The sequence below is a fragment of the Actinoplanes xinjiangensis genome (assembly GCF_003148685.1).
GTDB lineage: Bacteria > Actinomycetota > Actinomycetes > Mycobacteriales > Micromonosporaceae > Actinoplanes > Actinoplanes xinjiangensis.
Map to the genome: position 1 here is coordinate 1 of NZ_QGGR01000042.1, position 26,415 is coordinate 26,415.

Annotated in this window: 23 protein-coding genes and 2 pseudogenes; 9 read left to right on the forward strand and 16 right to left on the reverse strand. The window is 70.7% G+C overall.

Going from position 1 to position 26,415, the window contains the following annotated elements; translation table 11 throughout:
* Window positions 1-160: 160 nt before the first annotated feature.
* The 4 genes from BC793_RS45005 to BC793_RS45020 all read right to left on the reverse strand — a co-directional run bounded on the left by BC793_RS45005 (window position 161) and on the right by BC793_RS45020 (window position 5,228).
* Window positions 161-2,524, reverse strand: a complete 2,364-nt coding sequence (locus tag BC793_RS45005) for a glycoside hydrolase family 65 protein (protein WP_109602782.1) — start codon at window positions 2,522-2,524, stop codon at window positions 161-163.
* A gap of 37 nt (window positions 2,525-2,561) precedes the next feature.
* Complete coding sequence (locus tag BC793_RS45010; RefSeq protein WP_109602783.1) at window positions 2,562-3,302, reverse strand: beta-phosphoglucomutase family hydrolase; 741 nt, start codon at window positions 3,300-3,302, stop codon at window positions 2,562-2,564.
* Between the two features lie 78 nt (window positions 3,303-3,380).
* A complete protein-coding gene (locus tag BC793_RS45015; RefSeq protein ID WP_109602784.1) occupies window positions 3,381-3,854 on the reverse strand; it encodes an ATP-binding protein in 474 nt (157 codons plus the stop codon).
* Between the two features lie 81 nt (window positions 3,855-3,935).
* Entirely contained in the window at window positions 3,936-5,228 is a 1,293-nt protein-coding gene (locus tag BC793_RS45020; protein WP_109602785.1) for an ABC transporter ATP-binding protein, read from the reverse strand.
* 1,286 nt (window positions 5,229-6,514) lie between these two features.
* Here BC793_RS45020 and BC793_RS45025 point away from each other — a divergent pair.
* Complete coding sequence (locus BC793_RS45025; protein ID WP_109602786.1) at window positions 6,515-6,712, forward strand: PspC domain-containing protein; 198 nt, start codon at window positions 6,515-6,517, stop codon at window positions 6,710-6,712.
* A 964-nt stretch (window positions 6,713-7,676) separates the two neighbouring features.
* On the opposite strand, the gene BC793_RS45030 is transcribed toward BC793_RS45025, so the two are convergent.
* From BC793_RS45030 to pdxH, 6 genes and pseudogenes are all read right to left on the reverse strand, one after another.
* Entirely contained in the window at window positions 7,677-8,429 is a 753-nt protein-coding gene (locus BC793_RS45030; protein ID WP_109602787.1) for a DUF4230 domain-containing protein, read from the reverse strand.
* 267 nt (window positions 8,430-8,696) lie between these two features.
* Window positions 8,697-8,993, reverse strand: coding sequence for a type II toxin-antitoxin system VapB family antitoxin (locus BC793_RS45035; protein WP_109602788.1), 297 nt, complete (start codon window positions 8,991-8,993; stop codon window positions 8,697-8,699).
* Window positions 8,994-9,043: 50 nt separating this feature from the next.
* Complete coding sequence (locus tag BC793_RS45040) at window positions 9,044-9,661, reverse strand: nitroreductase family protein (protein ID WP_109602789.1); 618 nt, start codon at window positions 9,659-9,661, stop codon at window positions 9,044-9,046.
* 16 nt (window positions 9,662-9,677) lie between these two features.
* Window positions 9,678-10,598 carry an aldose 1-epimerase family protein gene (locus BC793_RS45045; RefSeq protein ID WP_109602790.1) on the reverse strand — a complete coding sequence of 307 codons (921 nt, stop codon included), beginning with the start codon at window positions 10,596-10,598 and terminating at the stop codon, window positions 9,678-9,680.
* Between the two features lie 10 nt (window positions 10,599-10,608).
* A pseudogene (locus tag BC793_RS45050) lies at window positions 10,609-11,855 on the reverse strand (MFS transporter).
* A gap of 29 nt (window positions 11,856-11,884) precedes the next feature.
* Entirely contained in the window at window positions 11,885-12,508 is a 624-nt protein-coding gene (gene pdxH, locus BC793_RS45055) for a pyridoxamine 5'-phosphate oxidase (RefSeq protein ID WP_109602791.1), read from the reverse strand.
* A gap of 226 nt (window positions 12,509-12,734) precedes the next feature.
* Between pdxH and BC793_RS45060 the strand changes: the two genes are divergently transcribed.
* The 4 genes from BC793_RS45060 to thpR all read left to right on the forward strand — a co-directional run bounded on the left by BC793_RS45060 (window position 12,735) and on the right by thpR (window position 16,851).
* Window positions 12,735-13,841, forward strand: coding sequence for a citrate synthase 2 (locus BC793_RS45060; protein ID WP_109602792.1), 1,107 nt, complete (start codon window positions 12,735-12,737; stop codon window positions 13,839-13,841).
* Window positions 13,842-13,886: 45 nt separating this feature from the next.
* A complete protein-coding gene (gene serC, locus BC793_RS45065) occupies window positions 13,887-15,008 on the forward strand; it encodes a phosphoserine transaminase (RefSeq protein ID WP_109602793.1) in 1,122 nt (373 codons plus the stop codon).
* Window positions 15,009-15,304: 296 nt separating this feature from the next.
* Complete coding sequence (gene sepH, locus BC793_RS45070; protein ID WP_109602794.1) at window positions 15,305-16,363, forward strand: septation protein SepH; 1,059 nt, start codon at window positions 15,305-15,307, stop codon at window positions 16,361-16,363.
* Complete coding sequence (gene thpR, locus BC793_RS45075) at window positions 16,360-16,851, forward strand: RNA 2',3'-cyclic phosphodiesterase (protein ID WP_275416314.1); 492 nt, start codon at window positions 16,360-16,362, stop codon at window positions 16,849-16,851. The genes sepH and thpR overlap by 4 nt, the downstream gene beginning before the upstream one ends.
* Window positions 16,852-16,869: 18 nt before the next feature.
* On the opposite strand, the gene BC793_RS45080 is transcribed toward thpR, so the two are convergent.
* Window positions 16,870-17,502 (reverse strand): TetR/AcrR family transcriptional regulator, encoded by a 633-nt coding sequence (locus BC793_RS45080; protein WP_109602795.1) that lies wholly within the window; start codon window positions 17,500-17,502, stop codon window positions 16,870-16,872.
* Between the two features lie 55 nt (window positions 17,503-17,557).
* Here BC793_RS45080 and BC793_RS45085 point away from each other — a divergent pair, with 55 nt between their 5' ends.
* A complete protein-coding gene (locus tag BC793_RS45085) occupies window positions 17,558-17,908 on the forward strand; it encodes a hypothetical protein (RefSeq protein WP_146246751.1) in 351 nt (116 codons plus the stop codon).
* Window positions 17,909-17,938: 30 nt separating this feature from the next.
* Here the strand turns inward: BC793_RS45085 and BC793_RS45090 are convergent, their stop codons facing one another.
* The 4 genes from BC793_RS45090 to BC793_RS45105 form a co-directional block, all read right to left on the reverse strand.
* Complete coding sequence (locus BC793_RS45090; RefSeq protein WP_109602797.1) at window positions 17,939-18,499, reverse strand: hypothetical protein; 561 nt, start codon at window positions 18,497-18,499, stop codon at window positions 17,939-17,941.
* 83 nt (window positions 18,500-18,582) lie between these two features.
* Window positions 18,583-19,944, reverse strand: a complete 1,362-nt coding sequence (locus tag BC793_RS45095) for an MFS transporter (RefSeq protein WP_109602798.1) — start codon at window positions 19,942-19,944, stop codon at window positions 18,583-18,585.
* A gap of 158 nt (window positions 19,945-20,102) precedes the next feature.
* Window positions 20,103-20,552, reverse strand: coding sequence for a MarR family winged helix-turn-helix transcriptional regulator (locus tag BC793_RS45100; protein WP_373871329.1), 450 nt, complete (start codon window positions 20,550-20,552; stop codon window positions 20,103-20,105).
* A 101-nt stretch (window positions 20,553-20,653) separates the two neighbouring features.
* A complete protein-coding gene (locus BC793_RS45105) occupies window positions 20,654-22,096 on the reverse strand; it encodes an NCS2 family permease (RefSeq protein WP_109602799.1) in 1,443 nt (480 codons plus the stop codon).
* A 233-nt stretch (window positions 22,097-22,329) separates the two neighbouring features.
* Between BC793_RS45105 and BC793_RS45110 the strand changes: the two genes are divergently transcribed.
* Window positions 22,330-22,545, forward strand: coding sequence for a DUF2530 domain-containing protein (locus tag BC793_RS45110; protein ID WP_109602829.1), 216 nt, complete (start codon window positions 22,330-22,332; stop codon window positions 22,543-22,545).
* On the opposite strand, the gene BC793_RS45115 is transcribed toward BC793_RS45110, so the two are convergent.
* The gene (locus BC793_RS45115; RefSeq protein WP_307784601.1) at window positions 22,542-23,426 is read right to left on the reverse strand and encodes a DUF3027 domain-containing protein; all 885 of its coding nucleotides are present in this window, start codon (window positions 23,424-23,426) and stop codon (window positions 22,542-22,544) included. The two genes, BC793_RS45110 and BC793_RS45115, sit on opposite strands and share 4 nt — an antisense overlap.
* Window positions 23,427-23,465: 39 nt before the next feature.
* Between BC793_RS45115 and BC793_RS45120 the strand changes: the two are divergent.
* Window positions 23,466-24,908: pseudogene (locus tag BC793_RS45120) on the forward strand (MFS transporter); the annotation flags it as partial.
* 749 nt (window positions 24,909-25,657) lie between these two features.
* The gene (locus tag BC793_RS45125) at window positions 25,658-26,293 is read left to right on the forward strand and encodes a futalosine hydrolase (protein WP_109602801.1); all 636 of its coding nucleotides are present in this window, start codon (window positions 25,658-25,660) and stop codon (window positions 26,291-26,293) included.
* Window positions 26,294-26,415 lie beyond the last annotated feature (122 nt).

Here is a 26,415-nt window from a genome sequence, read left to right on the forward strand (position 1 = left end):
CCTACCCAACGTCATCCCAGCAAACTAACCAAAATAGAAACAAAGCTATATTCATCGCACGGGTGACTTGACCCCGTTTAACACCAGCCACCTAGCGTCCGTCCGACGAACAGAAGGCCCGCCACCCTTTCGGGGAGCGGGCCTTCTTCGTCTCGCGGGATCAGTGCAGCGCGCGGCGTACCGGCGCCCGACCGTGCGGCTGGTCCGGCGCCGGACCGGCCGGCACCGCCGCCGGGATCGGCATCGTCACCGGCCGCACCTGGGTGACCTCCAGTTCCTTGCCGTGGTGCAGCAGGGTGAGCCGGGCCTGGCCGCCGCCGTTGCGCAGCGAGTAGGTCACCTCCTCGGAGGTCACGCTCACCCGCAGCCGCAGGCCCCGCCAGAGCAGCGAGAACTCCAGGTTGTTGATCCGGCTGGGCAGGCGCGGGGCGAACGACAGCTGACCGTTGAAGTCACGCATGCCCCCGAGGCCGGCGACCAGCGACATCCAGGTGCCGGCCAGGGACGCCACGTGGACGCCGTCCCGGGCGTTCTGGTGCAGGTCATGCAGGTCCATCAGGGCGGCCTCGCCCAGATAGTCGTGGGCCAGCTCCAGGTGCCCGGTCTCGGCCGCGAGAACGGCCTGGACGCAGGCGGAGAGCGACGAGTCGCGGACGGTCCGCGCGTCGTAGTAGGCGAAGTTGCGCGCCTTCTCCTCCGGCGTGAACGCGTCCCCCCGGAGGAACATCGCCATCACCAGGTCGGCCTGCTTGATCACCTGCTTGCGGTACAGGTCGAAGTACGGGTAGTTGAGCAGCAGCGGGTACCCCTCGGGCGGGGTGTTGTCGAAGTCCCACTCCTGGAGCCGGGTGAAGCCCTCGCACTGCTGATGGACGCCGAGCTCCTTGTCGTACGGGATGTGCACGGCGGCCGCCGCGTCCCGCCACGACGCCGTCTCCTCGTCGTCGACCCCGAACCGCCGGGCCAGGTCCGGATGGCGCTTGCAGGCCTCGACCGCGGTCATCAGGTTCTGCTGGGCCATCAGGTTCGTGTAGATGTTGTCGTTCACCACGGCGGTGTACTCGTCGGGCCCGGTGACGCCGTCGATGTGGAACCGTCCGTGCCGGTCGTGGTGGCCCAGCGACCGCCACAGCCGTGCCGTCTCCACCAGCAGCTCCAGGCCGACCTCACGCTCGAAGTCGTAGTCACCGGTGGCCTGCACGTAGCGGCGGACCGCGTCGGCGATGTCGGCGGCGATGTGGAACCCGGCGGTGCCGGCCGGCCAGTACCCGGAGCACTCCTGCCCGCGGATGGTCCGCCACGGGAACGCCGCACCCTGCAGGCCGAGCGTCTGCGCCCGCTCCCGGGCCAGGTCCAGCGTCGAGTGCCGCCAGCGCAGCACGTCGGCCGCCGCGGAGGGCTGGGTGTACGTCAGAGCGGGCAGCACGAACGTCTCGGCGTCCCAGAAGGTGTGGCCGTCGTACCCCGGCCCGGTGAGGCCCTTGGAGCCGATCGGGCGCTGCTCGGCCCGGGCGCCGGCCTGGAGCGTGTGGAACAGCCCGAAGCGGACCGCCTGCTGCACCTCCGGGTCGCCCTCCACCTTGACGTCCGAGTGGTCCCAGAACGCGTCCAGGTAGTCCCGCTGCTGCTGGACCAGACCGTCCCAGCCGTCCAGACGGGCGCTGGCGAGGGCCGCGCCGACCTGGTCCCGCAGGGCCGGCAGCGAACGCATGCTGGACCAGCCGTACGCCGCCAGCTTGACCACCCGCAGCTTCTGCCCCGGCTCCAGCCGGCAGGCCACCGTGGTGCGCAGCCAGTCCGGGTGGCCCTCGGTGGTGATGGCGTGCCGGCCCGGCGTCTCCACCAGGTGCTCCATCGCCGCGGCCATCCGCAGGTCGCTGGCCTTGGTGCGGTGCACGAGGATGCCGCCGGTGCGCTGCTCCAGCATCTCCTCGGCCTGCAACGGCCGGTCCAGCACCGCGGCGACCCGCGGGTCCTTGCTCCGCGGCGGCACCTGCTCGTTGGCCACCAGCTCGGACTGGAGGATCAGCCGGGCGGACGCGTCCAGTGGCTCCACCTCGTAGAGGAAGGCCACCACCGCGCGCTGGGTGAACGACACCAGCCGCACGGTCCGCACCCGAACGCCCTGGCCGGACGGCGAGACCCACTCGACGACCCGCTCCAGCGTGCCGGCCCGCAGGTCGAGGCAGCGCTCGTGGGACCGCAGCTCGCCGTAGCGCACGTCGAACGGCTCGTCGTCGACGAGTAGGCGCATCAGCTTGGCGTTGGTGACGTTGACCATGGTCTGGCCGGACTCGGGGAAGCCGTACCCCGCCTCGGCGTGCGGCAGGGGCCGCAGTTCGTAGAACGAGTTCAGGTAGCTGCCCGGCAGGCCGTGCGGCTCGCCCTCGTCCAGGTTTCCGCGTATCCCGATGTGGCCGTTGGAGAGCGCGAACACCGACTCCGACTGGGCCAGCAGGTCCAGATCGAGCCGGGTCTCCCGGATGTGCCAAGGGTCGACGGGGTAGGCCCGTTCACGGATCACGGTCGTGCCTCTCGTAACTGAATTTCAGAGGAGGTCTTTACTGCGTGAGGAGCTCGGAGAGATCGGTCACCACGATGTCGGCGCCGTGCTCGCGCAACGCGTCGGCCTGGCCCACCCGGTCCACACCGATCACGATGCCGAAGCCGCCGGCCCGCCCCGCGGCCACGCCCGCCTGCGCGTCCTCGTAGACGGCACAGTGCGCCGGGTCGAGGCCGAGCAGCTCGGCGCCCTTGAGAAAGGTGTCCGGCGCGGGCTTGCCGGGCAGCCCCAGCTCGCGCGCGACGACCCCGTCCACGCGGACCTCCAGGAGGTCGGCGATCCCGGCCGCCTCCAAGACGTCCTTGCAGTTGGCGCTCGCCGACACGACCGCACGGCGTAGACCGGCGGCCTTGGCGGCCTTCAGATACTCCACCGATCCGGGGTAGACCTGGACGGCGCCTTCTTTGATCTTCTTTAGCACGAGCAGGTTCTTGCGATTGCCGATGCCGTTGACGGTCTCCCGATCGGGGGTGTCGTCCGGGTCGCCCTCGGGCAGGGTGATGCCCCGCGAGGCCAGGAACGTGCGAACGCCGTCGGCACGCTGTCTGCCGTCGACATATCGGTGATAATCGGCCGCGGAATCGAACGGCACGAAAGGTTGGCCGAGCTGGTCGGCCCACGATTTCAGGAACGTGTCGAACGTCTGTTTCCACGCAGCGTTGTGCACCAGCGCGGTTTGCGTAAGCACGCCATCAAGATCGAATAGGCAAGCGGTCACCTGTGAGGGAAGTCCGAGCACGCGCCCAATGTAGCCGGACCCGATCCCGGGCGAGAGGCGAAGGGCAGCTTCACATTTCCACGATGGTTTACAAGTCGTTCAACCTGCGGAATCCACGATGATCCGCAGTCCGATCGACGTGCCGATCGGCCCGGTGGCCGTCGTGACCTCGTCGCAGAGGTGGTGCGCCAGCCACAATCCGCGACCGCCGACCTCGAACGCCTCCGGGGTGTGCAGGCCGTCCAGATAGGCGCCGGGGATGCCCGGACCGGAGTCGGTCACCACGCACCACACCGAACCGTCCTCGATCTTCAGGACGACCCGCCCGGTGCCGCCGGCATGCAGCACGACATTGGTCAGCACCTCGTTGACGGCCAGGACGAACCCGTGCTGCCGGTCACCGGCGAACCCGACCGCCGCGAGCAGGCGGGTGATCTCGTGCCGCACGACGGCAATGTCGTCCGGCCCGAAGGTGCGGTCCAGCAGCACCGGCCACTCCCGCGGCGGGGCGGCATCGACCCTCGGCTCCCCGTCGAGAGCCGAACGCACGCTCTGGCCGATCCTGTCCTCCACCGTGGTGCAGCCTACGCGCTGTGGCCGACCGGTGGCGGGAGGCATTCGAGGAACGCGCCCGGAAGTGTGCCGATCGGGTCCTCAGCGCCAGCCGACATCGATGCGGTCACCGCGCTGATCGAAGAAGTGCACCGCTTCCATCCGGACCGACACGGCAAGCGGGTGACCGTGCGAGACCTGCGGATACGGCGCCAGCCGTACGGCCAGCTCGGCCGGCTTGCGATGGTGCCGGCCCGGGTCGGTCGCCACCCCTCCACGGCCCTCCGGGGCCACTTCGGCGACACCCGGACGGGTCAGCCGTTGCAGCGCCCCGCCGAGCCGCTTGAAGGCACCGCCCCCCGCACCCCCGGTGTCCGCCTGCGCCGCGCCGATCTCGTCCACCACGATGGCCGTGGCGCCGATGTCGAGGTACGCCAGCGACTCGTGCCCGTGATGCTCGAGATAGCGGATCCGCCCCTGGAAGACGTGCCCCTGGGTGTCCGGGGTGACCGGGGTGAGCGCCTCGGCCCGGATGCCGACCACGATCCGCTCACCGTGGTAGCGGGCCACCGCCCGCGCCCGGGGGTCGGTCCACGGCAGGTACAGGGTCTGCTCGCCGAAACTCAGCGCGATGTAGCGGTCCAGGTGCACATAGACCGCGGCCTCCAGCAGATTCATCTTCGGCGAGCCGAGGAAGGCGGCGGTGTAGAGGGTCGCCGGACGGCGGTAGACCTCGGTCGGCGTGCCGAGATCCTGGAGCACACCCTTGCGCATGATCGCGACCCGGTCGGCCATGGTCAGCGCCTCGGCCTGGTCGTGCGTCACGTACATCGTGGTCACGCCCAGCTCACGCGTCATGCTGCTGATCTCGGCGCGCAGCTCGGCACGCAGCCCGCTGTCGAGATTGGACAGAGGCTCGTCCATCAGGAAGATCCCCGGCCGGCGCACCATGGCCCGTCCCATCGCCACGCGCTGCCGCTGGCCACCGGAGAGCTGACTGGGCCGCCGGCCGAGCACCTCGCCGATCCCGAGCGCACCCGCGATCGCGTCGACCCGATCCTGGCGCGGCGACGAATCGATCCCGGACAGCTTCAGGGGGAAGCCGATATTCTCCGACACCGTCATGTGCGGATAGAGCGCAAAGTCCTGAAACACCATGGCGATGCTCCGGTCCCGCGGTGGCAGTTCCAGCACGGGTTCACCGTTGAGCAGGATCTCCCCCCGCGTGGGATCCTCCAGCCCGGCGATCATCCGCAGCACGGTCGACTTCCCGCAGCCCGATGGCCCGAGCAGGACCATGAACTCGCCGTCCTGCACCTCCAGGCTCACGTTGTCGACGGCATAGGTACCGTCTGGCCAGATCTTGGTGACGTCTTTGAGCGCGACGGTGGACACCGTCAACCTCCCGCGATCGAGTGTCGACCCCGAGCCCACGACGGTCGGCGATCGGGCCCTAACTCTGCGAGGGCCTTCGATGGTTCACCATCGGACGAAAGTGCCATTCGCACATAGTGATCAATCGATTACAGAACACTGAACATCGCAGGTCCCGGGTGTGCACGTTCACATCCTTATCTGGTACGACCTACCGGCCCGCCGACCGCAACCACACATGCACGAGCCAGCCCGCGCGCATTTCCCGGCGCCGGACCGCAAGGCGCCTCACGGGCGTGCTGCCCACTCACCGCCCCACCCCGCCCCGCCCACCACGCCGCGTCTTCGTTCAAGCCGCGTCTGCCGTTCAGGTCGCGTCTGCCGTTCAAGCTCTGTTGCCGTACAAACCGTGCTGCCGCACAAACCGTGCCTGCCGTTCGAGCCGCGCCTGCCGTTCGAACCGCGCCCATTCAAGCTATGTCTGCCGTTCGAACCGTGCCTGCCGTTCGAACTGCGCGTGCCGTTCGAACTGCGCGTGCCGTTCAAGGCGCACGTGCCGTTCAGCTGTGTCTGCCGTTCGAACGTTCTGCCGATCAGCCCTTATGCCGTTCCGGCGTTCCAGCCTCGCCCAGTGCCAGCCATGCCGCCGCCCCTGTCGGTTCGGACCGAACCGATCGACACGGCGCGAGCTGGGCACGGCGTCGCCGGCGACGTAGGTCGGTGCACACAATCGCGCAACGTGGGCGCTGACCCACGTCCTGGCACTCACCGGCGCACACAATCCGCGGACTGCGTGCGCTCACCCGCGTAGGGGCGATGACGGCAGCCCACCCAAGCGTTGCGTGCGCTCCCGTCGTCCGTTCGCAGACCACTGACCCAGACGGCCCAGCCGACACCGCAGCCAGGGCCCCGCGGGAGCGGCCGCTACGCATGGGTGCCCGGCCTGTTGGCTCTCAGCGCCCCGCTATGGGCGTTAGCTGAACCGAAGCGGCGAACGGGTGCGTCCGACGACCGGCTGAGGGACGGTTTCACGAGCCGGCCGGGACGGTTTCACGAGCCGGCCACGCCAGGCATCAAGATCGATCAGCTGAAACACGGTCCCCAGCGATCATGAGCCGAAGCTGCGTGCCCGCACCCGGGCCGAGGGGGGCTCAGGTTAACGGCGGGGCCGGGGTGGGTACGGGTAACCCCTACGGGAGCTGAACCGCCGGCCTCCACCTCGGGAACGAGGGACGGCACCGCTCCCGTACCTACCGTCGAAGTGGCCACGGCAGGAAGCCGAGGCCACCGCCGAAGGAGTGGATGAAGTGACCAGCCCCCTGAAGACCCGCTCGTTCTCCCGCCCCCGCCACAACCGCCGGATCGCCGGAGTCTGCGCCGGCCTGGCCCAGCGTTTCGGAATGCGGCCCGGGATGGTGCGGCTCCTCTTCGTTGTCTCGTGCCTCCTGCCCGGCCCGCAGATCCTGATCTACCTGGCCCTCTGGGCCCTGATGCCGAGCGAGTAACGCCGGCACCGGAAACCTGCGGGCCATCACGGCTGCAAGTCGACGGGGGCCCGCCAGGCTGATACCAGCCGAGTAGTCACCGCCGGGCCGAGCGAAGCGGGCAACTGGCTACCGACTGCGAGAGCAGCAAACAGCTGGTACCGGCTGAAGAAGCCGAGCATCGTCGCCCAGCCCAACGAAAGCCGAGAAGTTCCCGGCCAGCCGAAAAACCGGCGGGAACTTCTCGGCTGAAGGCGACCGACGCTGCCGCAACGCGCTGAAGGCGACCGACGCTGACGCAACGCCCGCCGTCCACGCCACGCCATGCCCGCGGTCGCGCACGCCATGCCCGCGGTCGCATAACGCCCTCAGCCCTCAACCGGGTCGAACACCCGCCGAGAAGGCCGCGGTTGGCTGCCAGCGCCCTCGAACTCCGGGCATCCCGTCCTCTGCCCCCGTGACGGGATGCCCGGAACCGAACGACGGGCCGTTCCCCGCCAACGACGCCGGGGAACGGCACGCCTTCACGCTTACCGACCGGCGCCTTCGCCCACGAAGCCGGCGCTCTCCGCTCACACGCAAGCCAGCGGAATCCCCACGGCGCCTCCGCACCAGCGACCGGCCGGCTCATCCGCCACGCCCCCGCTCGGCCGTCCGAGCGATTCGCCCGCCAGTGCCTCCGCACCAACGACTGGCCGATTCACCTACCACCGTCTCCGCTCGGCCAGCCGACTAACTCATCGGCGTCTCCGCTCGGTCAACCGATTCACCTACCGGCGCCTTCGGGTCAGGCGGCCGATTCGCGCACCGGCACCTTCCCTCGGCCAGCCGATTCACCTACCGGCGCCTTCGGGTCAGGCGGCCGATATGCGCGCCGGCACCTTCGCTCGGCCAGCCGATTCAGCTACCGGCGCCTTCGATCGGGTGGCGATTCACCTACCGGCGCCTTCGGTCGAGTGGCCGATTCGTGCGTCGGCGTCGTCGGTCATGGGCTGGCGAAGGAGACCGTGACCGTGGTGTAGCCGAGCCGGGCGAAGAGGCTCTCCAGCATCCGCTGTGTGTTCTCGCGGGCGCGCTCGTCGAGCTCGCTGGCGCGGGCCGCCTCGGTGATCCGCTGCTGGGCGAGCTGATAGACCTGCTGCTGCTTGCCCGGGTCGTCGCGGAAGGCGTCGCCGATCCGGTTGAACAGGCCGCGCTCCTCGGCCACCACGTAGCTGCGCTCCATGTCGAGCGCGGCGGTGGACTGCTGCGGGGCGGGCAGGGTCAGCTCGATCGTCTTCTTCTCCTCGTCGATCTTCAGGCCGTCGCCGGAGAGGCCGCTGAAGTCCACGTAGGTCTCGACCGTGCCGGAGCCGACGAACAGCGTCCGCCGGTTGATCAGGAAATCAGGGATGTTGTCCCGGTTCTCCTGAAGGTCGACGATCACCTGGAATGTGCCGTCGGCGGCCACATAACGCTGGAGGTCGCGCATGGACTGCAGGAGCACCGGCTGGCTCCGGTCGGTGGTCTCCTCAGCGAACGGGTTGTCGAAGGTGGGCAGCACATCCATCGCGCGCAGACCGAGGCAGGACGCGACGATCAGCGCGAAGACGAAGCCGACGAAGATCAGTAGGCGCGCGAAGCCGCTGGGCTTGATCTGCTCGGGGGCAGGGGCGGGGGCGGGCTCCACGGCGTCCGGCCGATCGGGCACGGCCGGATACTCACTGGTGGGGTGATCGGGGGCGGGCGATTCGGCCATGCCCTAACGGTACGGAGGGGGTACGACAATTCGCGACCGGAGAGCACTCATCGGGCTCCCGATGCACGAAACCGGCCCGAACCGAGACACGAAACCGGCCCGAACCCAGACGCGAGAGACCAAACCGAGACGCGCCAGACCGAACCAAGACGCCAGACCGAACCAAGACGCCAGACCGAACCAGGAACGGAACCGACCCGAACCCAAGGCGCGAAACGGACCCGAGACCGACGCGACCCAAGACGCGAAAAACCGACCCCAACCGGGTCAGTCCTCCAGGATCAGCACCCGGGCGTGGATCTCCTTGCGCTGCTGCAGGGCCGCCCGAAGTGCCCGATGCAGACCATCCTCCAGGTAGTAGTACCCCTGGTACTCCACGACGTGGGGGAAGAGGTCACCGTAGAAGGTCGAGTCCTCGGCGAGGAGCTTGTCGAGTGCCAGCTCGCGCTTGGTGGTGATGAGATCGGCCAGCCACACCTTGCGCGGCGGGATCTCCGCCCACTCCTTGAGCGTCGTCTGGTGATCGGGGTACGGGGCTCCATCCCGGACCGCTCTGAAGATCACGGCGGTTGCCCTTTCCGTGAGAACCGTATGCCAGCGTACCCGCGGGCCGGTCAGACCTCGCCCGACGAAGCCCACCGGCCATGATGCACCACATCGGCCACCGGGCGGTGGCCACGACGCAGTGACGGTGACCTCTTGTCCGCCGCCCGGTACCCGATGGTGAGCGCCCCGATCGGGTGGAACTCGGCCGGCACCCCGAACGCGTCGCGGAACGCCGGCACCCGGGCCGCGGGCAGGCCGAAGAAGCACGAGCCGAGGTCTTCGTTGACCGCGGTGAGGTGCATGAGCAGCGCGGCGAACCCGGTGTCGATGTCCCAGTACGGCGCCGACCAGCGTGCCTCGTCGCGATCGGTCCAGCCTTTGTCGGGCTGTGCGTACCGGTCGAGGTAGGCCGACTTGTTGGACAGCGCGACGATGATCAGCGGGGCCGCCCGCATCCGGGTCAGCCAGCTGTCGTCCGGGCCGTCGGCATCGGCGGTCGCCGACCAGTACCGGGCGCGGTCGGCGGGTGCCGTGAGGACCAGGAAGCTCCAGCCCTGGCTGAAACCGGCCGACGGCGCCCGCAGCCCGTGCTGGACGATCTTGTCGACCAGTTCCGGCGGGATCGGGCGATCCGGGTCGTAACTTCGCACCATCCGCCGGCGGCGGACGACCTCGTCGAATTCCATCAGCGGAGCAGCCCCATCAGTACCGGACGCCCCAGGACGCGGCCCAGGTGGATCCGGGCTCCAGGACGGTCAGGTCACGGCCGGTCCGGTACGCGTCCGGCGGGCAGGTCATCGGCTCGACCGCGATCGACCGGCGGAACCGCTCGCCGTGCAGCGTGTCGGCGGTGAACACCTGCCAGTAGCGGAACTTCTCGTCGGCCCAGACCACGATCGGCCGGCCCGCGCCCGGGTCGGCCAGGGTGACCGTGGTGATCCCGTCGGCGTCGAAGTCGATGTCGCCGAAGGTGGTGTCGAGGACCAGGTCACCGATCCGGCGGGCCTCGGAGAAGTCGAACTCGGTGCCGGCGATCTTGGTGGCGCCGATCGGGAGCAGCCGGGCGTCGGCCTGGATCCGGGACCGGGCCGGGACGTGCAGCACCGTGTCCTCGACGGAGACGCCGGGCAGCCGCAGGTACGGGTGGACCGAATACCCCCACGGCGCGTTGGCATCGGACGTGTTGATCACTTCCTGGTCGCACCGGAGCCCGTCGGCCGAGACCGTCCAGCGGGAGCGCAGCAGCAGCGACCACGGGTAGCCGACCTGTCCGGGCAGCTCGTACTCCAGGGTCACCGAGGCGGGGGTCTGCTCGGCGAGCCGCCACCGGGACCAGTTGACCAGGCCGTGGATGGCCGTGCGCCGGGGCGGCTCGGTGAGCGCGAGCTGGTAGGCCTGTCCCTCGAACTCGTACTGCCCGTCGCGGATGCGGTTGGGCCACGGTGCGAGGATCTGGCCGGCCGATCCGGGGGAGATCTCGCCGGTGCCGAATCCGTCCAGGATGTCGACGCCGTCCACGGAGTACGACCGGAGCGTCCCGCCGACCTCCACCAGGACGGCACGGTGGCCGTCCGCCTCGATCGACCACTGGATGCCGGACTTGGCGGCGGACTCTGCGCTCATACCCGGGACACTATCGGTCGTCCCCTGGGTCCTGCTCGGGCCGGTATCGGATGAGTGCGGGTGAGGTGAGCCCCAGCACCACGGCCAGCCCGGCGGCGACCAGGCCGCCACCCACCCAGGAGGTGGTCACGCTGGTCAGGTCGGCGGTCGCCCCGGCGCGCAGGTCACCCAGGCGCGGGCCGCCGGCGACCACCACGGTGAACACGCCCTGTAGCCGGCCGCGCAGGTGGTCCGGTGCGAAGGTCTGCATGATCGTCTGCCGGTACACCGCGCTGACCAGGTCGGCCATCCCGGCCAGCGCGAGCAGCAGCACCATCAGCCACAGACTGCGCGCCAGTCCGGACAGGCCGATCGCCAGGCCCCAGACCACCACCGCGGCGATCAGGGCGAGCCCCTGCCGGCGGACCCGGCCGATCCACCCGGAGGTGAGGCCGCCGATCATCGCGCCGATCGCGATCGCGCTGTACAGCCAGCCGACCGCCGCGCCGCCGCCGAACTGCTCCTCGGCGACCGCCGGGAACAGGGCCCGCGGCATGGCGAACACCATGGCGACCAGGTCGACCGCGAACGAGAGCAGCAGCACCGGCTGGGTGACCAGGAATTTCAGGCCGGTCGCGATGCCGCGCAGGCCGGCGCTGGGCCTCTCGGAGGCGGCGGAGACCACGGGCGGGATGTCCGGCAGCTTCCAGGTCGACCAGAACGTCACGGTGAACAGCAGGGCGTCCAGCGCGTAGGCCACCTCCACGCCGGCCTCGGTCGACCAGACGCCCATGATCACGCCGGCGGCGAGCGGGCCGAGCACCCCACCGGCCGTCGTGGCCGTGTAGTTGAGCGTGTTCGCGGCCGGGACCAGCGGCTCCGGCACGATCCGCGGGACGATCGCCTGCCGGGCCGGCGAGCTGACCGGAATCCGGCCGCCTGGATCGCGGTGAGCGCCAGCAGCAGGTGCGCGCTGCGCACCCCGAGCACGGCCTGTGCCAGCAGCGCCACGGTGGTCACCCAGGTGATCACCGAGCTGGTCAGCAGCAGCTTGCGGCGATCCACCACGTCGGCGACGGCGCCACCCCACAGCCCGAAGATCAGCAGGGGTACGAGACCCGCGACCCCGAGCAGTCCGACCCAGGTGGGCGAACCCGTGATGGCGAACATCTGCACCGGGACGGCGACCGCGGTGAACTGGAACCCGAAGTACGACGCCCCGTTGCCGATCCACGTCCGGCGGAACGTCGGGACGCTCAGCGGGCGGGTGTCGATCATCCAGGACCGGGGCTCGGTGGCGCCCTGTTTCAAGGGGCCAGCCTCTCCACGGCCCAGTCCCGCCCGTCCCGGCGGTACCGGAGCCGGTCGTGCAGCCGGCTGCTGCGGCCCTGCCAGAACTCCACGCTGTCCGGCCGCACCCGCAGCCCGCCCCAGTGCGGCGGCGCCGGCACCGGCCCGTCACCGAACCGCTCGGCCACCGCGGCCAGCCCCTCCTCCAGCGCCTCCGGACCGGGCAGCACCCGTGACTGAGGGCTGGCCCAGGCGCCGAGCCGGGAGCCGCGCGGCCGGGACGCGAAATACTCCTCGGTCTCCTCGCGGGCCACCCGCTCGACCGGCCCGGCCACGATCACCTGGCGTTGCATCGGAAACCAGGGGAAGACCAGGCTCGCGTACGGGTGGAGCGCCAACTCCGTACCCTTGCGCGACTCATAGTTCGTGAAAAAGACGAAACCGTTCTCGTCGTACCCCTTGAGGAGGACCGTGCGCGCCGACGGCCGTGCCCCCTCGCCCACCGTCGCCACGATCATCGCGTTGGGTTCCGGCAGGCCGAAGGCCGTCGCGTCGGCGAACCAGGCGGCGAACTGGCTGGTCCAGGTCGCGGCCAGGCCGGTCTCCAGAAGCGGCGGCCACTCGGTGTAGTCCCGGCGCATCCCGGCTGGTGACGGCGGTTCGGTGGCCACACCGGCCTCCTTCGCTGACGTCTCGACACCGCCGGGAATCTTCCCGGGGGCGGAAACGACCGTAAGTCCCCCGCCCCGAAACGTCAGTTGAACCAGGATGGGTGTCATCGAGAGCACAATCGCCACGGGTCGACCGTGCGGTTACCCGGCGGGCAATATGAATCACCCACCGCAGTTCGGTTCCACAGGGAGTGCCGTGACCGACTTCAAGCCGGGGCTCGAGGGCGTCATCGCGTTCGAGACCGAGATCGCCGAGCCCGACCGGGACGGTGGCGCCCTGCGGTATCGCGGCGTCGACATCGAGGACCTGATCGGACAGGTCTCGTTCGGCAACGTCTGGGGCCTGCTGGTGGACGGCCGGTTCGGTCCTGGGCTGCCACCGGCCGAGCCGTTCCCGGTGCCGGTGCATTCCGGTGACATCCGGGTGGACGTGCAGTCCGCGGTCGCCATGCTGGCGCCGTACTGGGGGCTGTCGCAGATGTTCGACATCAGCGACGAGCAGGCCCGCAAGGATCTGGCCCGGGTGTCGGTGACCGCGCTCTCCTTCGTCGCGCAGGCGGCGCGGGGCCTGGGTCTGCCGGCCGTCCCGCAGAAGGACATCGACAAGGCCGAGACCATCGTGGAGCGGTTCATGCGCCGCTGGCGGGGTGAGCCGGACCCACGTCACGTCAAGGCCGTCGACGCGTACTTCATCTCCTCCTGTGAGCATGGTCTCAACGCCTCCACCTTCACCACCCGGATCGTCGCCTCCACCGGCGCGGACGCGGCGGCCTGCATCTCCTCGGGGATCGGCGCGCTCTCCGGTCCGCTGCACGGCGGTGCGCCCACCCGGGTGCTGCAGATGATCGAGGCGGTCGAGCGCGGTGGGGACGCCGAGGCGTTCGTGAAGGACGCCCTCGACCGGGGCGACCGGCTGATGGGCTTCGGCCACCGGGTCTACCAGGCCGAGGACCCGCGGGCCAGGGTGCTCCGGCGGATCGCCAAGGATCTGGGCGCCCCGCGCTACGAGGTGGCCGAGGCGCTGGAGCGGGCCGCGCTGGCCGGGCTCCACGAGCGCAAGCCGGACCAGCACCTGTGGACGAACGTGGAGTTCTGGGCGGCCGTGGTGCTCGACTTCGCCGAGGTCCCGGCGCACATGTTCACGTCGATGTTCACCTGCGCCCGGGTGGCCGGCTGGAGCGCGCACATCCTGGAGCAGAAGAGGCTCGGCCGGATCCTGCGCCCGGGTCTCCACTATGTGGGACCAGAGCCGCGCAAGCCGCAGCAGGTCGAGGGCTGGGATCAGCTCCCGCATAATGTGTGACCGTGGCAGTGCTAGCCCCGCAGCGGAAAACAGAAGGTCAAATCGTTGAATGACATCCGGATTCCCGACGCGATCAGGCCCGTCGACGGACGGTTCGGCTCCGGGCCGAGCAAGGTCCGGCCCGAGGGGGTCGAGGCGCTCTCCGCGGTGTCCCGCACGTTCATGGGCACCTCCCACCGGCAGAAGACGGTGAAGGAGCAGGTGGCCCGGTTGCGCCGCGGCCTGGCCGAGTTCTTCTCCCTCCCGGACGGCTACGAGGTGATCCTCGCCAACGGCGGCACCAGCGCGTTCTGGGAGGTCGCCACGTTCGGGCTGATCCAGCAGAAGGCGCAGTTCACCGAGTTCGGTGAGTTCGGTGCCAAGTTCGTGAAGGCCGTCACCGACGCGCCGTTCCTGGCCGAGCCGACCGTCCACCGCGCGCCGGCCGGCCGGGCCGCCTATCTGACCGCCGAGGCCGGCGTGGACGTCTACGCCACCGTGCAGAACGAGACGTCCACCGGTGTGGCCGTCGGAGTCCGCCGGGTCGAGGGTGCCGACCCGGGCGCGCTCCTGCTGACCGACGCCACCTCCGGCGGCGGCAGCCTAGACGTCGACGTCCGCGAGACCGACGTGTATTATCTGGCACCGCAGAAGGCGCTCGGCTCCGACGGCGGGATCTGGCTGGCCCTGATGTCGCCGGCCGCGATCGAGCGGGCCTTCCAGGTCAAGGCGTCCGGGCGCTACATTCCGCAGTTCCTCGATCTGGTGACCGCGATCGAGCAGTCCCGGCTGGAGCAGACCTACAACACCCCCGCGCTGGCCACCGTCTTCCTCGCCGCCGAGCAGGTCGACTGGATGAACGCGCAGGGCGGTCTGTCGTGGGCGGTCAAGCGCAGCGCCGAGAGCGCCGCCGCGATCTACGGCTGGGCCGACCGGTCGTCGTTCGCCGAGCCGTTCGTCACCGACCCGGCGCTGCGGTCGGCCGCCGTCGCGACCATCGACTTCGCCGAGGGTGTGGACGCCGCGGCGATCGCGAAGGTGCTGCGCGCCAACGACATCGTCGACACCGAGCCGTACCGGAAGCTCGGCCGCAACCAGCTGCGGGTCGCCCTCTACCCGACCGTGGACCCCGCCGACGTCGTCGCCCTCACCGAGTGCATCGACTACGTCGTCGAACACCTCGGGTAGTTCCGTCTCCACGCCCAGCGGGCGGCGCATCGATCCGGAGGGGGATTGAGCGTCGCCCGGATGGGTAGTGACGGCATTCATTGCGGTTGACTACGCCTTGGCCGTACCGATAAAGCTGTTTCTGGGTTTGAATAGAGACGCGGTGGCGGAGGGTGAAGATCATCTCCGCTGGTCAGCTTCTTGACGGCGTGGCTTACCCCCATTGGGTGACCAAGGCGCGTACCGTGTTCCGCAACGCGCCCGGGTGGATGACTCTCGGGATGTCCAGGCCAAACGCGACGGGACGGAGGCAACGCATGCGGCCGGTACGCTTCGTCGCCCTTTCCGAGGACGGTCAGGCTCTGGTGCTCGCCGACGAGGTCGGCAGGCTCCTGGCTCTCCCCATCGACGACCGGATCTCGGGCGCGCTCCACGAGGGTCCCGTGGCCCCCGGCAGCGCGGTCGCGGTCCTCGTCGCCGATGCCAACACGCCCACCCTGTCACCGCGCGACATCCAGGCCCGCATCCGCTCCGGCGAGTCCGCGGAGGATGTGGCCCGCATCGCGGGTGTGCCGGTCGACCGGGTGCTCCGCTACGCCGGCCCGGTGCTGCAGGAGCGCGCCATGCTGGCGCAGCATGCCCGCCGCACCCGGCTGAAGACGTCCGACTCCGGTCAGCCGCTGGCCGAGGTGGTCGACAGCCGGCTCGCGCAGCACGGCATCGACACCGAGAAGATCTCGTGGGACGCGTTCCGCCGCGACGACGGCACCTGGCGCATCGTCGCCACCTGGCCGTCCGGTAAGGCCACCGCGCAGGCCATCTGGGACCTCGACAAGGGCCGCCAGGTGGTCTCCCCGCACGACGACATGGCGCAGTATCTGTGTGCCGAGCGGCCCACCCAGATCCTCGGCCAGGAGCCGGCGTCCGAGCGTGGCGGCCACGGCCTGCCGGGCCCGGCCCGCAGCACCGAGCCGACCCGTGGTGGCCACGGTCTGCCCAGCGCCGACCCGGCCGCCGCCCGTTCGACCCGCGACTCGATCCGGGCCAGCCGCGACGCCCTGCTCGCCTCGCTGGACCGGCCGTTGGAGGGTTCGTCCGGCCGCAGTCTGGAGCCGCCCGCTCGCCGTCCGGTCGCCGGCGGTGCCGCCGCCCTGCTCGGCGGTGGCTCCGGTTCGGCCTTCGACGACGACGCCGACCTGCCGAAAGAGGTGCCGGCCGTGCCGTCCCTCGCGGTGCTGCGGCCTCGCCGCACGGTGGGCCAGGGCAACAACCAGGCGGGCAACGACGCCGAGGAGAGCAACAAGCCTCGCAAGCGGCTCCCCAGCTGGGACGACGTGCTGTTCGGCGGCGGGCCGGCGGCCCGCGAGTCCTCCTGAGCCGGCTCTTCGTCGCGGTCTTCCCGTCCGAGGAGGCCGTCGATCACCTGCGCCGGCATCTTCCGGCACCGGCTGCCCGCCGGCCGGAGAAATGGCACGTCACGCTGGTCTTCGTCGGTGACGTCCCGGACGAGGACGTGCCGGTCCTCGCCGCGACCCTCGCCGGTGTGCCCGCACCCGGGCCGATCAGTCTGCGGCTGGCCGGGGCGGGCCGGTTCGGCTCGGTGGTCTGGACCGGCGTACACGGCGACGTGGACCCGCTGGCCGCCTTCCGGGAGGAGGTCCGGAGCGCTGTGGAGGACGCCGGTTTCCCGGTCGACGCGCGACCGTTCCGGCCGCACCTCACGATCACCTATCGGTACGATCGCCGCCTCGCCACCACCCTGGACGGTTACCGCGGACCGTCCTGGTCGGTGAACGAGATCGCCCTGGTGGACAGCGTGGACGGCGACTACCTGCCGCTGTCGACGCATCCCGTGGCGCGGTAGGCGCCCACCCGCGAGCCGTCACTCATCCGCGCGACGGCCGGGATCGCGCCCGGCTTCGGCCCGGATGCCGTGGAGCAGGAGCCGCAGCCCGTAGTCGAACTGTTCGAGGGAGCCGACCACCGGCAGCGTCCCGGCGGGCACTGCCGGGCCCGGTAGGCCGCTCATCGCCTGGCTGACCTGGTGCCAGCGTTCGTCCCGTACGCCCGCGTTGTCAGCCATGGCGAGCGCCGCGGCCACGTACGCGATGAGGGTCTGCATGGTCTGGACGACCGCTGACGGTGACAGGCCCGCCTCGGTGAGGGCGGCGGTGAGCCCGGCGGCGAGCCGCAGGCCCTGGGGGCCGAGTGGCGGGCGTGCCGCGATGTGGGCGGCGATTCCCGGATGCCGCAGGGCCGCCGCCCGGACGGCTCCGAGGATGGCGCTGAGGCGCTGGTCCCACGGGAGGCCGGGGCCGGGGTCGGTGACGTCGGTGAGGGCGAGGTCGGCGACGGCGTCGAGCAACGCCTCCCGGTTGGGGAAGTGCCGGTAGATCGCCATCGGATCGCAGCCGAGGTCGGCGGCGATGCGGCGCATGGACATGGCGGCGGCGCCGTCCCGGTCGCCCAGGGTGAGGGCGGCGTCGGCTATCCGGGCGGGGGTCAGCTTTGGCACGGAACGGAAGTCTACGCCGTAGACATGATCTCGCCCTCACGTCTACGGTGTAGACATGCGATTGCTTCTCGTGGGCCGCGTGACCGCGGCCGTCCTGAGCCTGACCACCTTCGTCTTCCTGTTCCTGCACGACTCCTGGCGTGCGGACAATCTCTTCCTCGTCCCCGACCTGATCCTCTGCGCGGTTCTCCTGGTGGGGGCCCTGCTGCCGGCGCGGTCCGCTCTCGTCGTCCTGCCCGTCGGGCTCGCCTACACGACCGGCGTGCTCACCGCGTCGGCGTTCTCCTACGTCGCGCGGGGGGAGGTGGGAGTGCCCAGCATGGTCGGCGCGATCACTTCCGCAGTCGTGGCCATGCTCCTGGCCCGGCGCTCCGAGCCGGGCGCGCCGCGGCCGCAGATCGCCTGACCCCGAACTGCGGGGCGCATCGGGGGCGGGTCAGAAGGCCGGGCCGGGCTCGTGGCGCAGGACCAGACCGGCCGCCTCCAGCAGCCCTTCGACGCGGACGCGTTCGAAATCGAGTTCCACGCCTTCCAGCCCGTGCAGGAACTCCCGGATGCCCAGGCAGCGGCAGGCCAGCCGCAGCCGGGTGTCGTAGGCGGTCATCACGGCCGCCCGGTAGGCCTCGCCGTACGGCCCGGAGCGGCGCTGATGGTCGAGGCGGCGCAGGTCGTACGCGATCTGCTCGATCGTCGGCATGCGCAGCACCGCCAGGCGCGATGCCAGGTCCCATGCGCGCATCGTGCGGTCCAGACGGCGGTGGGCGCGGTCGTCGCGGCCGCGGGGGCCCCGGTCGACGCGGCGGCGGTAGCGCCGGACCACACGCCGGCCGGAGGCTCGCTCGCGGTGATGCTCATCACGCAACTCTCTGCGACCGCGGCGGGTGAGCAGGCGGCGGAGATCGCCGGCCCCGCCAGTGATCATGATGGTTGCGGCGCACGGCAGAATGAGCAGCGCTGACAGCGCCGCCGCCAGCACAGCAATGTGCGCGATCGCCACGGTTCGACGCTAGGCGCTGACCGGGCAGGCGGGAATACCCGTTCGGTGGAGCCGACCGTGCCAACATCACGGTAGGTGCGGATTCAGACGCTGATGCCCGAACCAGACCGGGCGAGCGGCTCCGCGTGCGGGCGCGGCGGGACCGGCTCGGCGGCCTGCGTGCCGGGCGGGGTCGGCTCCGGGGCGGGTGGTACCGGCTCGGCGATCTCCAGGCGCATCCGCGGCCGCGATCCGAGGGTGAACCGGAACCGGTCGCCGCTGACCCGCAGCTGCCAGATCAGCGCGCCGACCGCCGCCACGAAGCTGACCAGGCCGGCCGCCCAGATGCTCGACGGCACCCCGAAACGCTCGCCCCACCAGCCGGACAGCGACGCCCCGATCGGCGTGGTGCCGAGGAAGACCAGGACGTAGAGGGACATCACCCGGCCCCGGAACTCGGCGTCGACGCCCATCTGAACCCGGTGGTTGCAGCCCTGCGCCAGGTAGATCGAGAAGAACCCGGTCGGCACCAGCAGCAGCGCGGCAGTGACGAAGTTCGGCGCGAACCCGACCGCGAACTCGAAGACCCCGAAGAGCAGAGCGGCACCGATCACCAGGTACGGCCCGGGGCGGGACTGTCGCCGGGTGCCGGCCAGCGCCCCACCCAGCGACCCGATCGCCAGACATGTGGTGAGCAGGCCGAACGTCGACGGGCCAGCGTTGAAGTCGATCTTCGCGAGGGCGGCCAGGGTGACCGGGAAGTTGAATCCGATCATGCCGATCACGGCCATCATGCAGATCGGCAGCAGCAGGTCGTGACGCTTCCCGACGTACCGCAGGCCGTCGATCACCCGGGCCCCGCCGCGGGTCCGGCGCTCGGTCCGGTAGAGGTCTTCGGGGCGCATCCGCAGATAGGTGAAGACCGGCGCGATCGCCAGCGCCGTCGAGATCAGGAACACGCCGGGCGTGGACAGCAGCGCGAGCAGCACTCCGGCCAGGGCCGGGCCGCTGATCCGGGCCACGTTGAAGGTCGCCGCGGACAGGGCCAGCGCGTTCGGAAGCAGGTGCAGTTCGACCAGTTCGGAGACGAACGCCTGCCGGACCGGCGTCTCGACGGCGTTCGCGATGCCGAGGAACAGCGCGGCGACGAACACGTGCCAGAGCTGGACGACCCCGGCCGCGACCAGCACGGCGAAGACGATGGCGAAGAGCGCGAAGGCGGCGTTCGCCGCGACCAGCAGCTTGCGCTTGTCGTACCGGTCGGCCAGGCGCCCGCTCCAGAGGGTCAGCAGCATCACCGGTACGAACTGGAGCGCCGTCACGATACCGAGGGCACCCGGCGAGTTGCCGGAGAGTTCGAGGACCAGCCAGTCCTGGGCGGTGAACATCATCCACACGCCGATCAGCTTCACCATCTGCCCGGCGGTGAAGAGCCGGTAGTTCTTGACCTGTAGGGATCGGAACATGGCGTTCAGAGCGGCCGCCCCCTAGTTTCGTCGTACGCGTCAGAAGCCGGGGTTTGTTCGCGACCTACCTCGACCGCCTGCACGGATGAGGTCACATGGAACGTCTCCACCGTCGCGAACAAATCCCGTTGTGACGAAGCGGAGCGACCAGGGGCTTCTCAGCCGCGCGCGACTCGCTGCATGATCTCAGCGGCCTGCGCCAGGGTTTCCCGTTCCTCCGGAGTGAGCCGCTCCAGCGCGGCGGCCAGCCACTCGTTGCGGGCCCGCTCATGCAACGCGTAGACCGCCCGGCCCTCGTCCGTGGCGGCCAGGATCACCTGGCGCCCGTCGGTCGGATGCGGTGTACGCGCTACGAGCCCGCGCTCCTCCAGCTTGCCGACGATCTTGGTCATCGTCGGGGGCTGCACCCGCTCGACGTCGGCGAGCTCACGAGGAGTCAGCGCACCGGCCAGTTGGAGGCTGGTCAGCGCGGAGAGCTGACTGAACGTCAGGTCACCGACCGGGCGGGCCTGCCGGACTCGCCGGCTGAACCGGATGATCGCGTCCCGCAGCGTTTTGGCCAGCGTGTCCGCTGTCGTGCGCTCCGTCGTCATCACCCGCTCCGTCACGGTCCTTAGCCTAGCTAATGAGCATGGCTAACGACATCTCTTGACCCATATGACAGCCGTCACCGGGCCCGCTGGCGCACCCGGTGACGGCTTGAAGTAGCTCAGAGGATCCAGGATTCCAGGGGACCCCGGGCGAAGTACAGCACGAACAGCGCGGCGATGCCGTACATCAGCGGGTGGATCTCGCGCGCCCTGCCGGTGGACACCTTCAGGACCACGTACGTGATGATCCCGGCGCCGATGCCGTTGGAGATCGAGTACGTGAACGGCATCAGCGTGACCGTGAGGAACGCCGGCACCGCGATCGTGTAGTCCGACCAGTCGATCTGGCGGACCGTGGTGATCATCAGGAAGCCGACCACGACCAGGGCGGTGGACGCCGCCTCGAACGGGACGATCTTCACCAGCGGCGCGAAGAACATCGCCACCAGGAACAGCGCGCCGGTGACGAGGCTGGCGACACCGGTCCGGGCGCCCTCGCCGACGCCGGAGGCGCTCTCCACGTACGACGTGTTGCTGGACACACTGGCCGCACCGCCGGCCACCGCGGCGACCGAGTCGACGAGCAGGATCTCTTTGGTACGCGGCGGCATGCCCTCGGAGTCGAGCAGCTCACCCTCCTGGCCGACCGCGACCATCGTGCCCATGGTGTCGAAGAAGTCCGTCACCAGCAGCGTGAAGACGAACATCAGCACCACCAGCGGACCGGCCGTGGTCCACGAGTCGAGCACGTTGAACTCGCCGATCAGTGACAGGTCGGGGGTGTCGATGATCTGGTCCGGGATCGCCGGCACGTTCAGCGACCAGCCGCCGGGCTTGAGCACGGCCGGGCCGAGCTTCGCGACCGCCTCCACGATGATCGCCAGCACCGTGGTGCCCAGGATGCCGATCAGGATGGCGCCCTTGATCTTGCGGACGAACAGCACCAGCGTGAACAGCAGGCCGATCACGAAGACGAAGGTCGGCCAGGTCACCAGCTTGCCGCCGAGGCCCAGCTCGACCGGGACCGTGGTGTTCGCGGCGTCCGGGATGCGGTGCACGAAACCGGCGTCGACCAGACCGATGATCATCAGGAACAGGCCGATGCCCACGCCGATAGCGGTCTTCAGCTGCGTCGGGACGGCCTTGAACACGGCCGTGCGCAACCCGGTCAGCACCAGGATCAGGATGAGGACACCCTCGATGACGACCAGGCCCATCGCGTCGGCCCAGGTCATCTCCGGCGCGATCTCGTACGCGACAAGCGCGTTCACGCCCAGGCCCGCGGCCAGCGCCAGGGGGAAGCGGCCGACCACACCCATCAGGATGGTGATCACGCCGGCGACCAGCGCGGTTCCGGCGGCCAGCGCGGTGATCGGCAGTTTCTGACCATCGGCGTCGATGCCACCGGCCAGGATGAGGGGGTTCAGGACCACGATGTAGGCCATCGTGAAGAACGTGACGACACCGCCACGGATCTCCCGGCTCACCGTCGAGCCGCGCTTGGTTATCTCGAAGAACCGGTCGAAGCGGGACGCGGAGGTCGCTTCGGTATCAGCAGACATGGGACCTTCCGAAAGATGCCGCAGGGGTGAACGCGCGCATGCTTTCAGATGCAACTACCTCCGCAAAAGCGAAGTGATGTTACAACTCTCACGCGCTGCGCCGATGCGGTACGTGATGGTCGTACCCTGTCGGAGTGAGTGACCTGTCTCCCGCCACGCACGCCGGCGAACCCCTGCCGGTGCTGGCCCTGGTGACCGGGACGAAACCGAGGCCCGAACCGCTGGACCCACCCATGGTCCCGTTCGCGCTCGCCGGTGTCGCCGCCTTCGCCGTCGCATCCCTGGTCACCTGGCTCGGCAATGCGCCGCAGTCCTGGGTCGAGATCAGCGTCGCGGGCCTGGTGTGGGGCATCCCGGGCACACTGTCGATGGTCGTGCACGACCGGGGCCGTGCACGACGCCGCGCGCTGACCCACCCGGATTTCCAGGTGGTGGAGGAGAAGGCCTAGCTGTGGCCGTAATCCTCGGCCGGGTCGCCGGACTCGACCGAGCCGTGGCCACGGCTGACCGCCACCGACTCGACCTCGCTGTCGTCGTAGACCGTGGGCAGCTCGTCGACCGGCTGCTCGACCGCGCTCAGCAACGCCTCGGAGTGCGCACCGCAGCCGTGGTCCGCGCTGACCGCCCGGCCGTCGTCCGGCGCGTAGAGGTTGCCGCAGACACCGAACATGGTCCGCAGCGAACCGGCGAGCGGCAGGTAGAAGCCACAGGTGCCGCAACGGGCGTTACGCGGGGCGGCGGAGGAGATCGGCGCCTCCGGGCCGGAGTCACCGTCATACCACCGCTGAGCCGTCTCCATCCGGCCTTCCTGGGACATCACCCGGGACCGGCCGAGACCGAGCTCCCAGGACACGTCCTCGACGGCGGCATCGTCACTGAGCACATAGCCCGGGGCGAGACGGTCGTCGTCGGGGGCCGTCGGCATCAGGTCGCCGACGCCGAGGTCGCCGGGCTGCACCCGCTCGTTCCACGGCACCCAGCCGGGGGCGAGCAGAGCGTCCGGCCCGGGCAGCAGGACGGTTTCGCAGACGGTCACATGGCGGCTTCGTGGCACCCGGGTCACCGTGACGGCCCACCGCCAGCCGCGGTAGCCGTCGAGGTGGCTCTCGAAAAAGTGGGTAACCACACGATCGCCTTCGGCGATCGCGTCGAGATGCTCGCCGATGTCGCTGGGGTCCACTTCGGTGATGGCACCACGGGCCACCCCGACAGCATCGGCACAGACCTGGTCGAGTCGGGCGGCGCGGGAAGTGGTCCTGGAGGTCACCCGCCCATTGTTGCCTACCGAACCGGGTGACCCGCAACGACTCCCCAGATAGCCGAGCGTCAGAGGCGACGCGGGTCGCCCGGATCAGTCAGGATGGTTCCCATGCCGCAGTTCTCCGCGCTCGGGCGCATCGTCGGCACCGGCATCAAAGCGGGCCGTCTCGTGGTGCGCGGCTCGGTGCGTGGCGGTGCCTGGGCCACCCGCCGGGTCGGCCTGGCCCGTGCCAAGGGCGCGGCCAACGAGGTCGGCATGATCCGGCTCTTCGACCTGCACGCCGTCTCCTGCGCCGGTGACGCGCTCATCGCCATCGGACTCGCAGGGACCATCTTCAGCGTTCCGCTCGGCGAGGCCCGCAGCAAGGTGGCGCTCTACCTGCTGATCACGATGGTGCCGTTCGCGTTGCTGGCACCGGTGGTCGGCCCGCTGCTCGACCATTTCCGGCACGGCCGGCGCTACGCCCTGGCCACCACGTTCCTGGGCCGGGCCTTCCTGGCCTATGTGATGTCCGACAACCTGCTCGGTTGGGGCCTCTATCCGGCGGCCTTCGGCGTGCTCGCGCTCTCCCGGGCCTACGGTGTGGCCCGGTCCGCCGCCGTGCCCCGGCTGCTGCCCGAGGGCGTCGGACTGTCCCAGGTGGGCGCACGGGCCAGCGTCTACGGCACGTTCGCCGGCGCTCTGGTGGCACCGATCGGGCTGCTCGCGTTCAAGTTCGGGCCACAGTGGCCGCTGCGGGTCGCCACCATCATCTTCCTCGTCGGGATGGTCGTCGCGCTGCGCCTGCCACCACGCGCCGACTCCGATCCACCGGAGGCGATGCCCCGCCCCTGGCGCACGGTCCTGGGTATCAGCCGCGACTCGGATCGTCCGCTCTCCAACCGGCTGGTCGTCGCGACCCTGATCGGCAGCAGCAGCCTGCGCCTGCTCTACGGCTTCATGCTGCTCTTCCTCACCTTCGCGATCATGGGCGACCAGCTGACCACCGAGGTCTTCGGCTACGAGCTGGGCCGCAACATGGCGGTGGGTCTGGTCGGCGGCGCCCTGGCACTGGGCACCTTCCTGTCCACCGCGGCCGGCACCGGCCTCCGGATCCGGCGGCCCCTGGCGCTCCAGTCCAGCGGCCTGATCGTGACGGCCGGCGTCGCCGTGCTCACCACGATCCTCTACAACCTCGCGATGGTCACCCTGCTGGCGCTGCTCACCGCGACCTTCAGCGGCCTCGCCAAACTCGCGGTGGACGCCAGCATCCAGGAACGCGTCCCGGAACGGCAGCGGGCCACCGCCTTCGCCCACTCCGAGACGGCGCTGATGCTCGCCTGGGTGGCCGGCGGCGGCCTCGGCCTCATCCCCGTCGACGGACGGCTCGGCCTCGCCTTCGCCGCACTGCTCGCGGTGCTCGCGGCGGCCCGGGCCGCCTGGTCGGCGGCACGTCTGCACAACGAGAGGCTGGCGGGCCGGCCCGACGTCCCGGTCCCCGACGACGACCCCCTCAGCGGTACGCCCACCGCCCCCGACATCCGCGGCGCGCGAGGCGGAAGCACCGACCTCCGCGGTACGCCCAGCGCGGGTCCCGACGACACCACCGACCTCCGCGGTACGCCCGGCGCGAGCCCCGACGACACCACCGACCTCCGGCGTGCTCCGGGCGCCGGCGGGAACCGTCGGCACACCGCGGGCGGCGGCCGCCCCGGGTCCGGGACGGCCGGCACGGGTTCCGGCCGCGGGGCCGGTGACCGGGCCGGCACCGCACCGGACGACGACCCGGCGGCCTGGCTCGAGGCCGACGAGACCTGGACGGACGACCCGTGGACCGCCGGGGGCGACGGAGCCCGCTCCGGTTCGGGACGGGGCCGGGCCGGCCAGGGCGCCGGAAGCCGGGCCGGCCGCGACGATCGCACCGCCCGCCCCGGCGGCACTCCCGGCCGGCGGCACCCCGCCGACCCACCGTCCCGGGACGGCGACACCCGGCGACTCGATCCGGAACCCGACGTCCGCCGCTGGTGGCAGCGCAAGAGCAAGAGCCCGGCACCCGCGGGCCGGCCGGTCCCGTCGGGCCGCTCCGACAGTGGCCGGGCCGACGCCGGGCCGGGGGGCGGACGACCGGCTGACATCGGCGGCCGGGGCCGTGGCGACGCGGGGCCGGGCGGCGGACGACCAGGTGGCATCGGCGGCCGGGGCCGTGGCGGCGACGTGGACAGTGCCGGGCCGCCGATGGCGCCGCCCGGTTACCACGTCTATCGGCCGTCGTCCGCCGGGTCGGAGACGCGCGACGGTGATCCCGCGGAGAATGGCGACTCGTGAGTTCGTACCCCCTGCTGGTCGTGACCGCGGTGACCGCTGAGGCCGATGCCGTCCGGGCCGGCCTCGACCCCGGAGACGTCGTGGTCGAGGCCGTGGGAGTGGGCCCCGCCGCGGCCGCCGCGGGGACCGCGAGGCTGCTCGCCGGCCGCACCTACCGCGCGGTGGTCAGTGCCGGGATCGCCGGTGGCTTCCCCGGCCGCGCCGCCGTCGGCGGTCTGGTGATCGCCACCCGCAGCATCGCCGCCGATCTGGGCGCCGAATCCCCCGGCGGGTTCCTGCCGATCGAGGAACTCGGCTTCGGCACCAGCGTCCTGGACGCCGCCCCGCGCCTTGTCGAAGCTCTGGAGACCGCTCTGCCCGGCGCGGTCTCCGGCGACGTCCTCACGCTCGCCACCGTCACCGGAACCGCCGCGACCGCCGACCGGCTCGCCACCCGTTTCCCGCGGGCCGTGGCCGAGGCCATGGAGGGTTACGGCGTCGCGGTGGCCGCCGACGGGGCCGGTGTGCCCTTCGCCGAGCTCCGCGCGATCTCCAACCCGATCGGCCCCCGCGACCGCGCCGCCTGGCGCCTGGGTGACGCCTTCGCCGCCCTACGTGCCGCCGCCCCCGCCCTGGCCGCCCTTCCCTCGTGAGCGGGCCGCCTGGCGCCCGGGTGACACCTTCCCTGCCCTACGTGCCGCCGCCCCCGCCCTGGCCGCCCTTCCCTCGTGAGCGGGCCGCCTGGCGCCCGGGTGACGCCTTCGCCGCACTTCCC

Excerpts from the sequence above, each read along its gene's own strand:
- sepH (WP_109602794.1), top strand. The coding sequence starts at position 15,305 with ATGCGGCCGGTACGCTTCGTCGCCCTTTCCGAGGACGGTCAGGCTCTG.
- BC793_RS45040 (WP_109602789.1), bottom strand. The coding sequence starts at position 9,661 with ATGGAATTCGACGAGGTCGTCCGCCGCCGGCGGATGGTGCGAAGTTAC.
- BC793_RS45085 (WP_146246751.1), top strand. The coding sequence starts at position 17,558 with ATGCGATTGCTTCTCGTGGGCCGCGTGACCGCGGCCGTCCTGAGCCTG.
- BC793_RS45095 (WP_109602798.1), bottom strand. The coding sequence starts at position 19,944 with ATGTTCCGATCCCTACAGGTCAAGAACTACCGGCTCTTCACCGCCGGG.
- pdxH (WP_109602791.1), bottom strand. The coding sequence starts at position 12,508 with ATGCGCCGGGACTACACCGAGTGGCCGCCGCTTCTGGAGACCGGCCTG.
- BC793_RS45030 (WP_109602787.1), bottom strand. The coding sequence starts at position 8,429 with ATGGCCGAATCGCCCGCCCCCGATCACCCCACCAGTGAGTATCCGGCC.
- BC793_RS45110 (WP_109602829.1), top strand. The coding sequence starts at position 22,330 with ATGGTCCCGTTCGCGCTCGCCGGTGTCGCCGCCTTCGCCGTCGCATCC.
- BC793_RS45045 (WP_109602790.1), bottom strand. The coding sequence starts at position 10,598 with ATGAGCGCAGAGTCCGCCGCCAAGTCCGGCATCCAGTGGTCGATCGAG.
- BC793_RS45105 (WP_109602799.1), bottom strand. The coding sequence starts at position 22,096 with ATGTCTGCTGATACCGAAGCGACCTCCGCGTCCCGCTTCGACCGGTTC.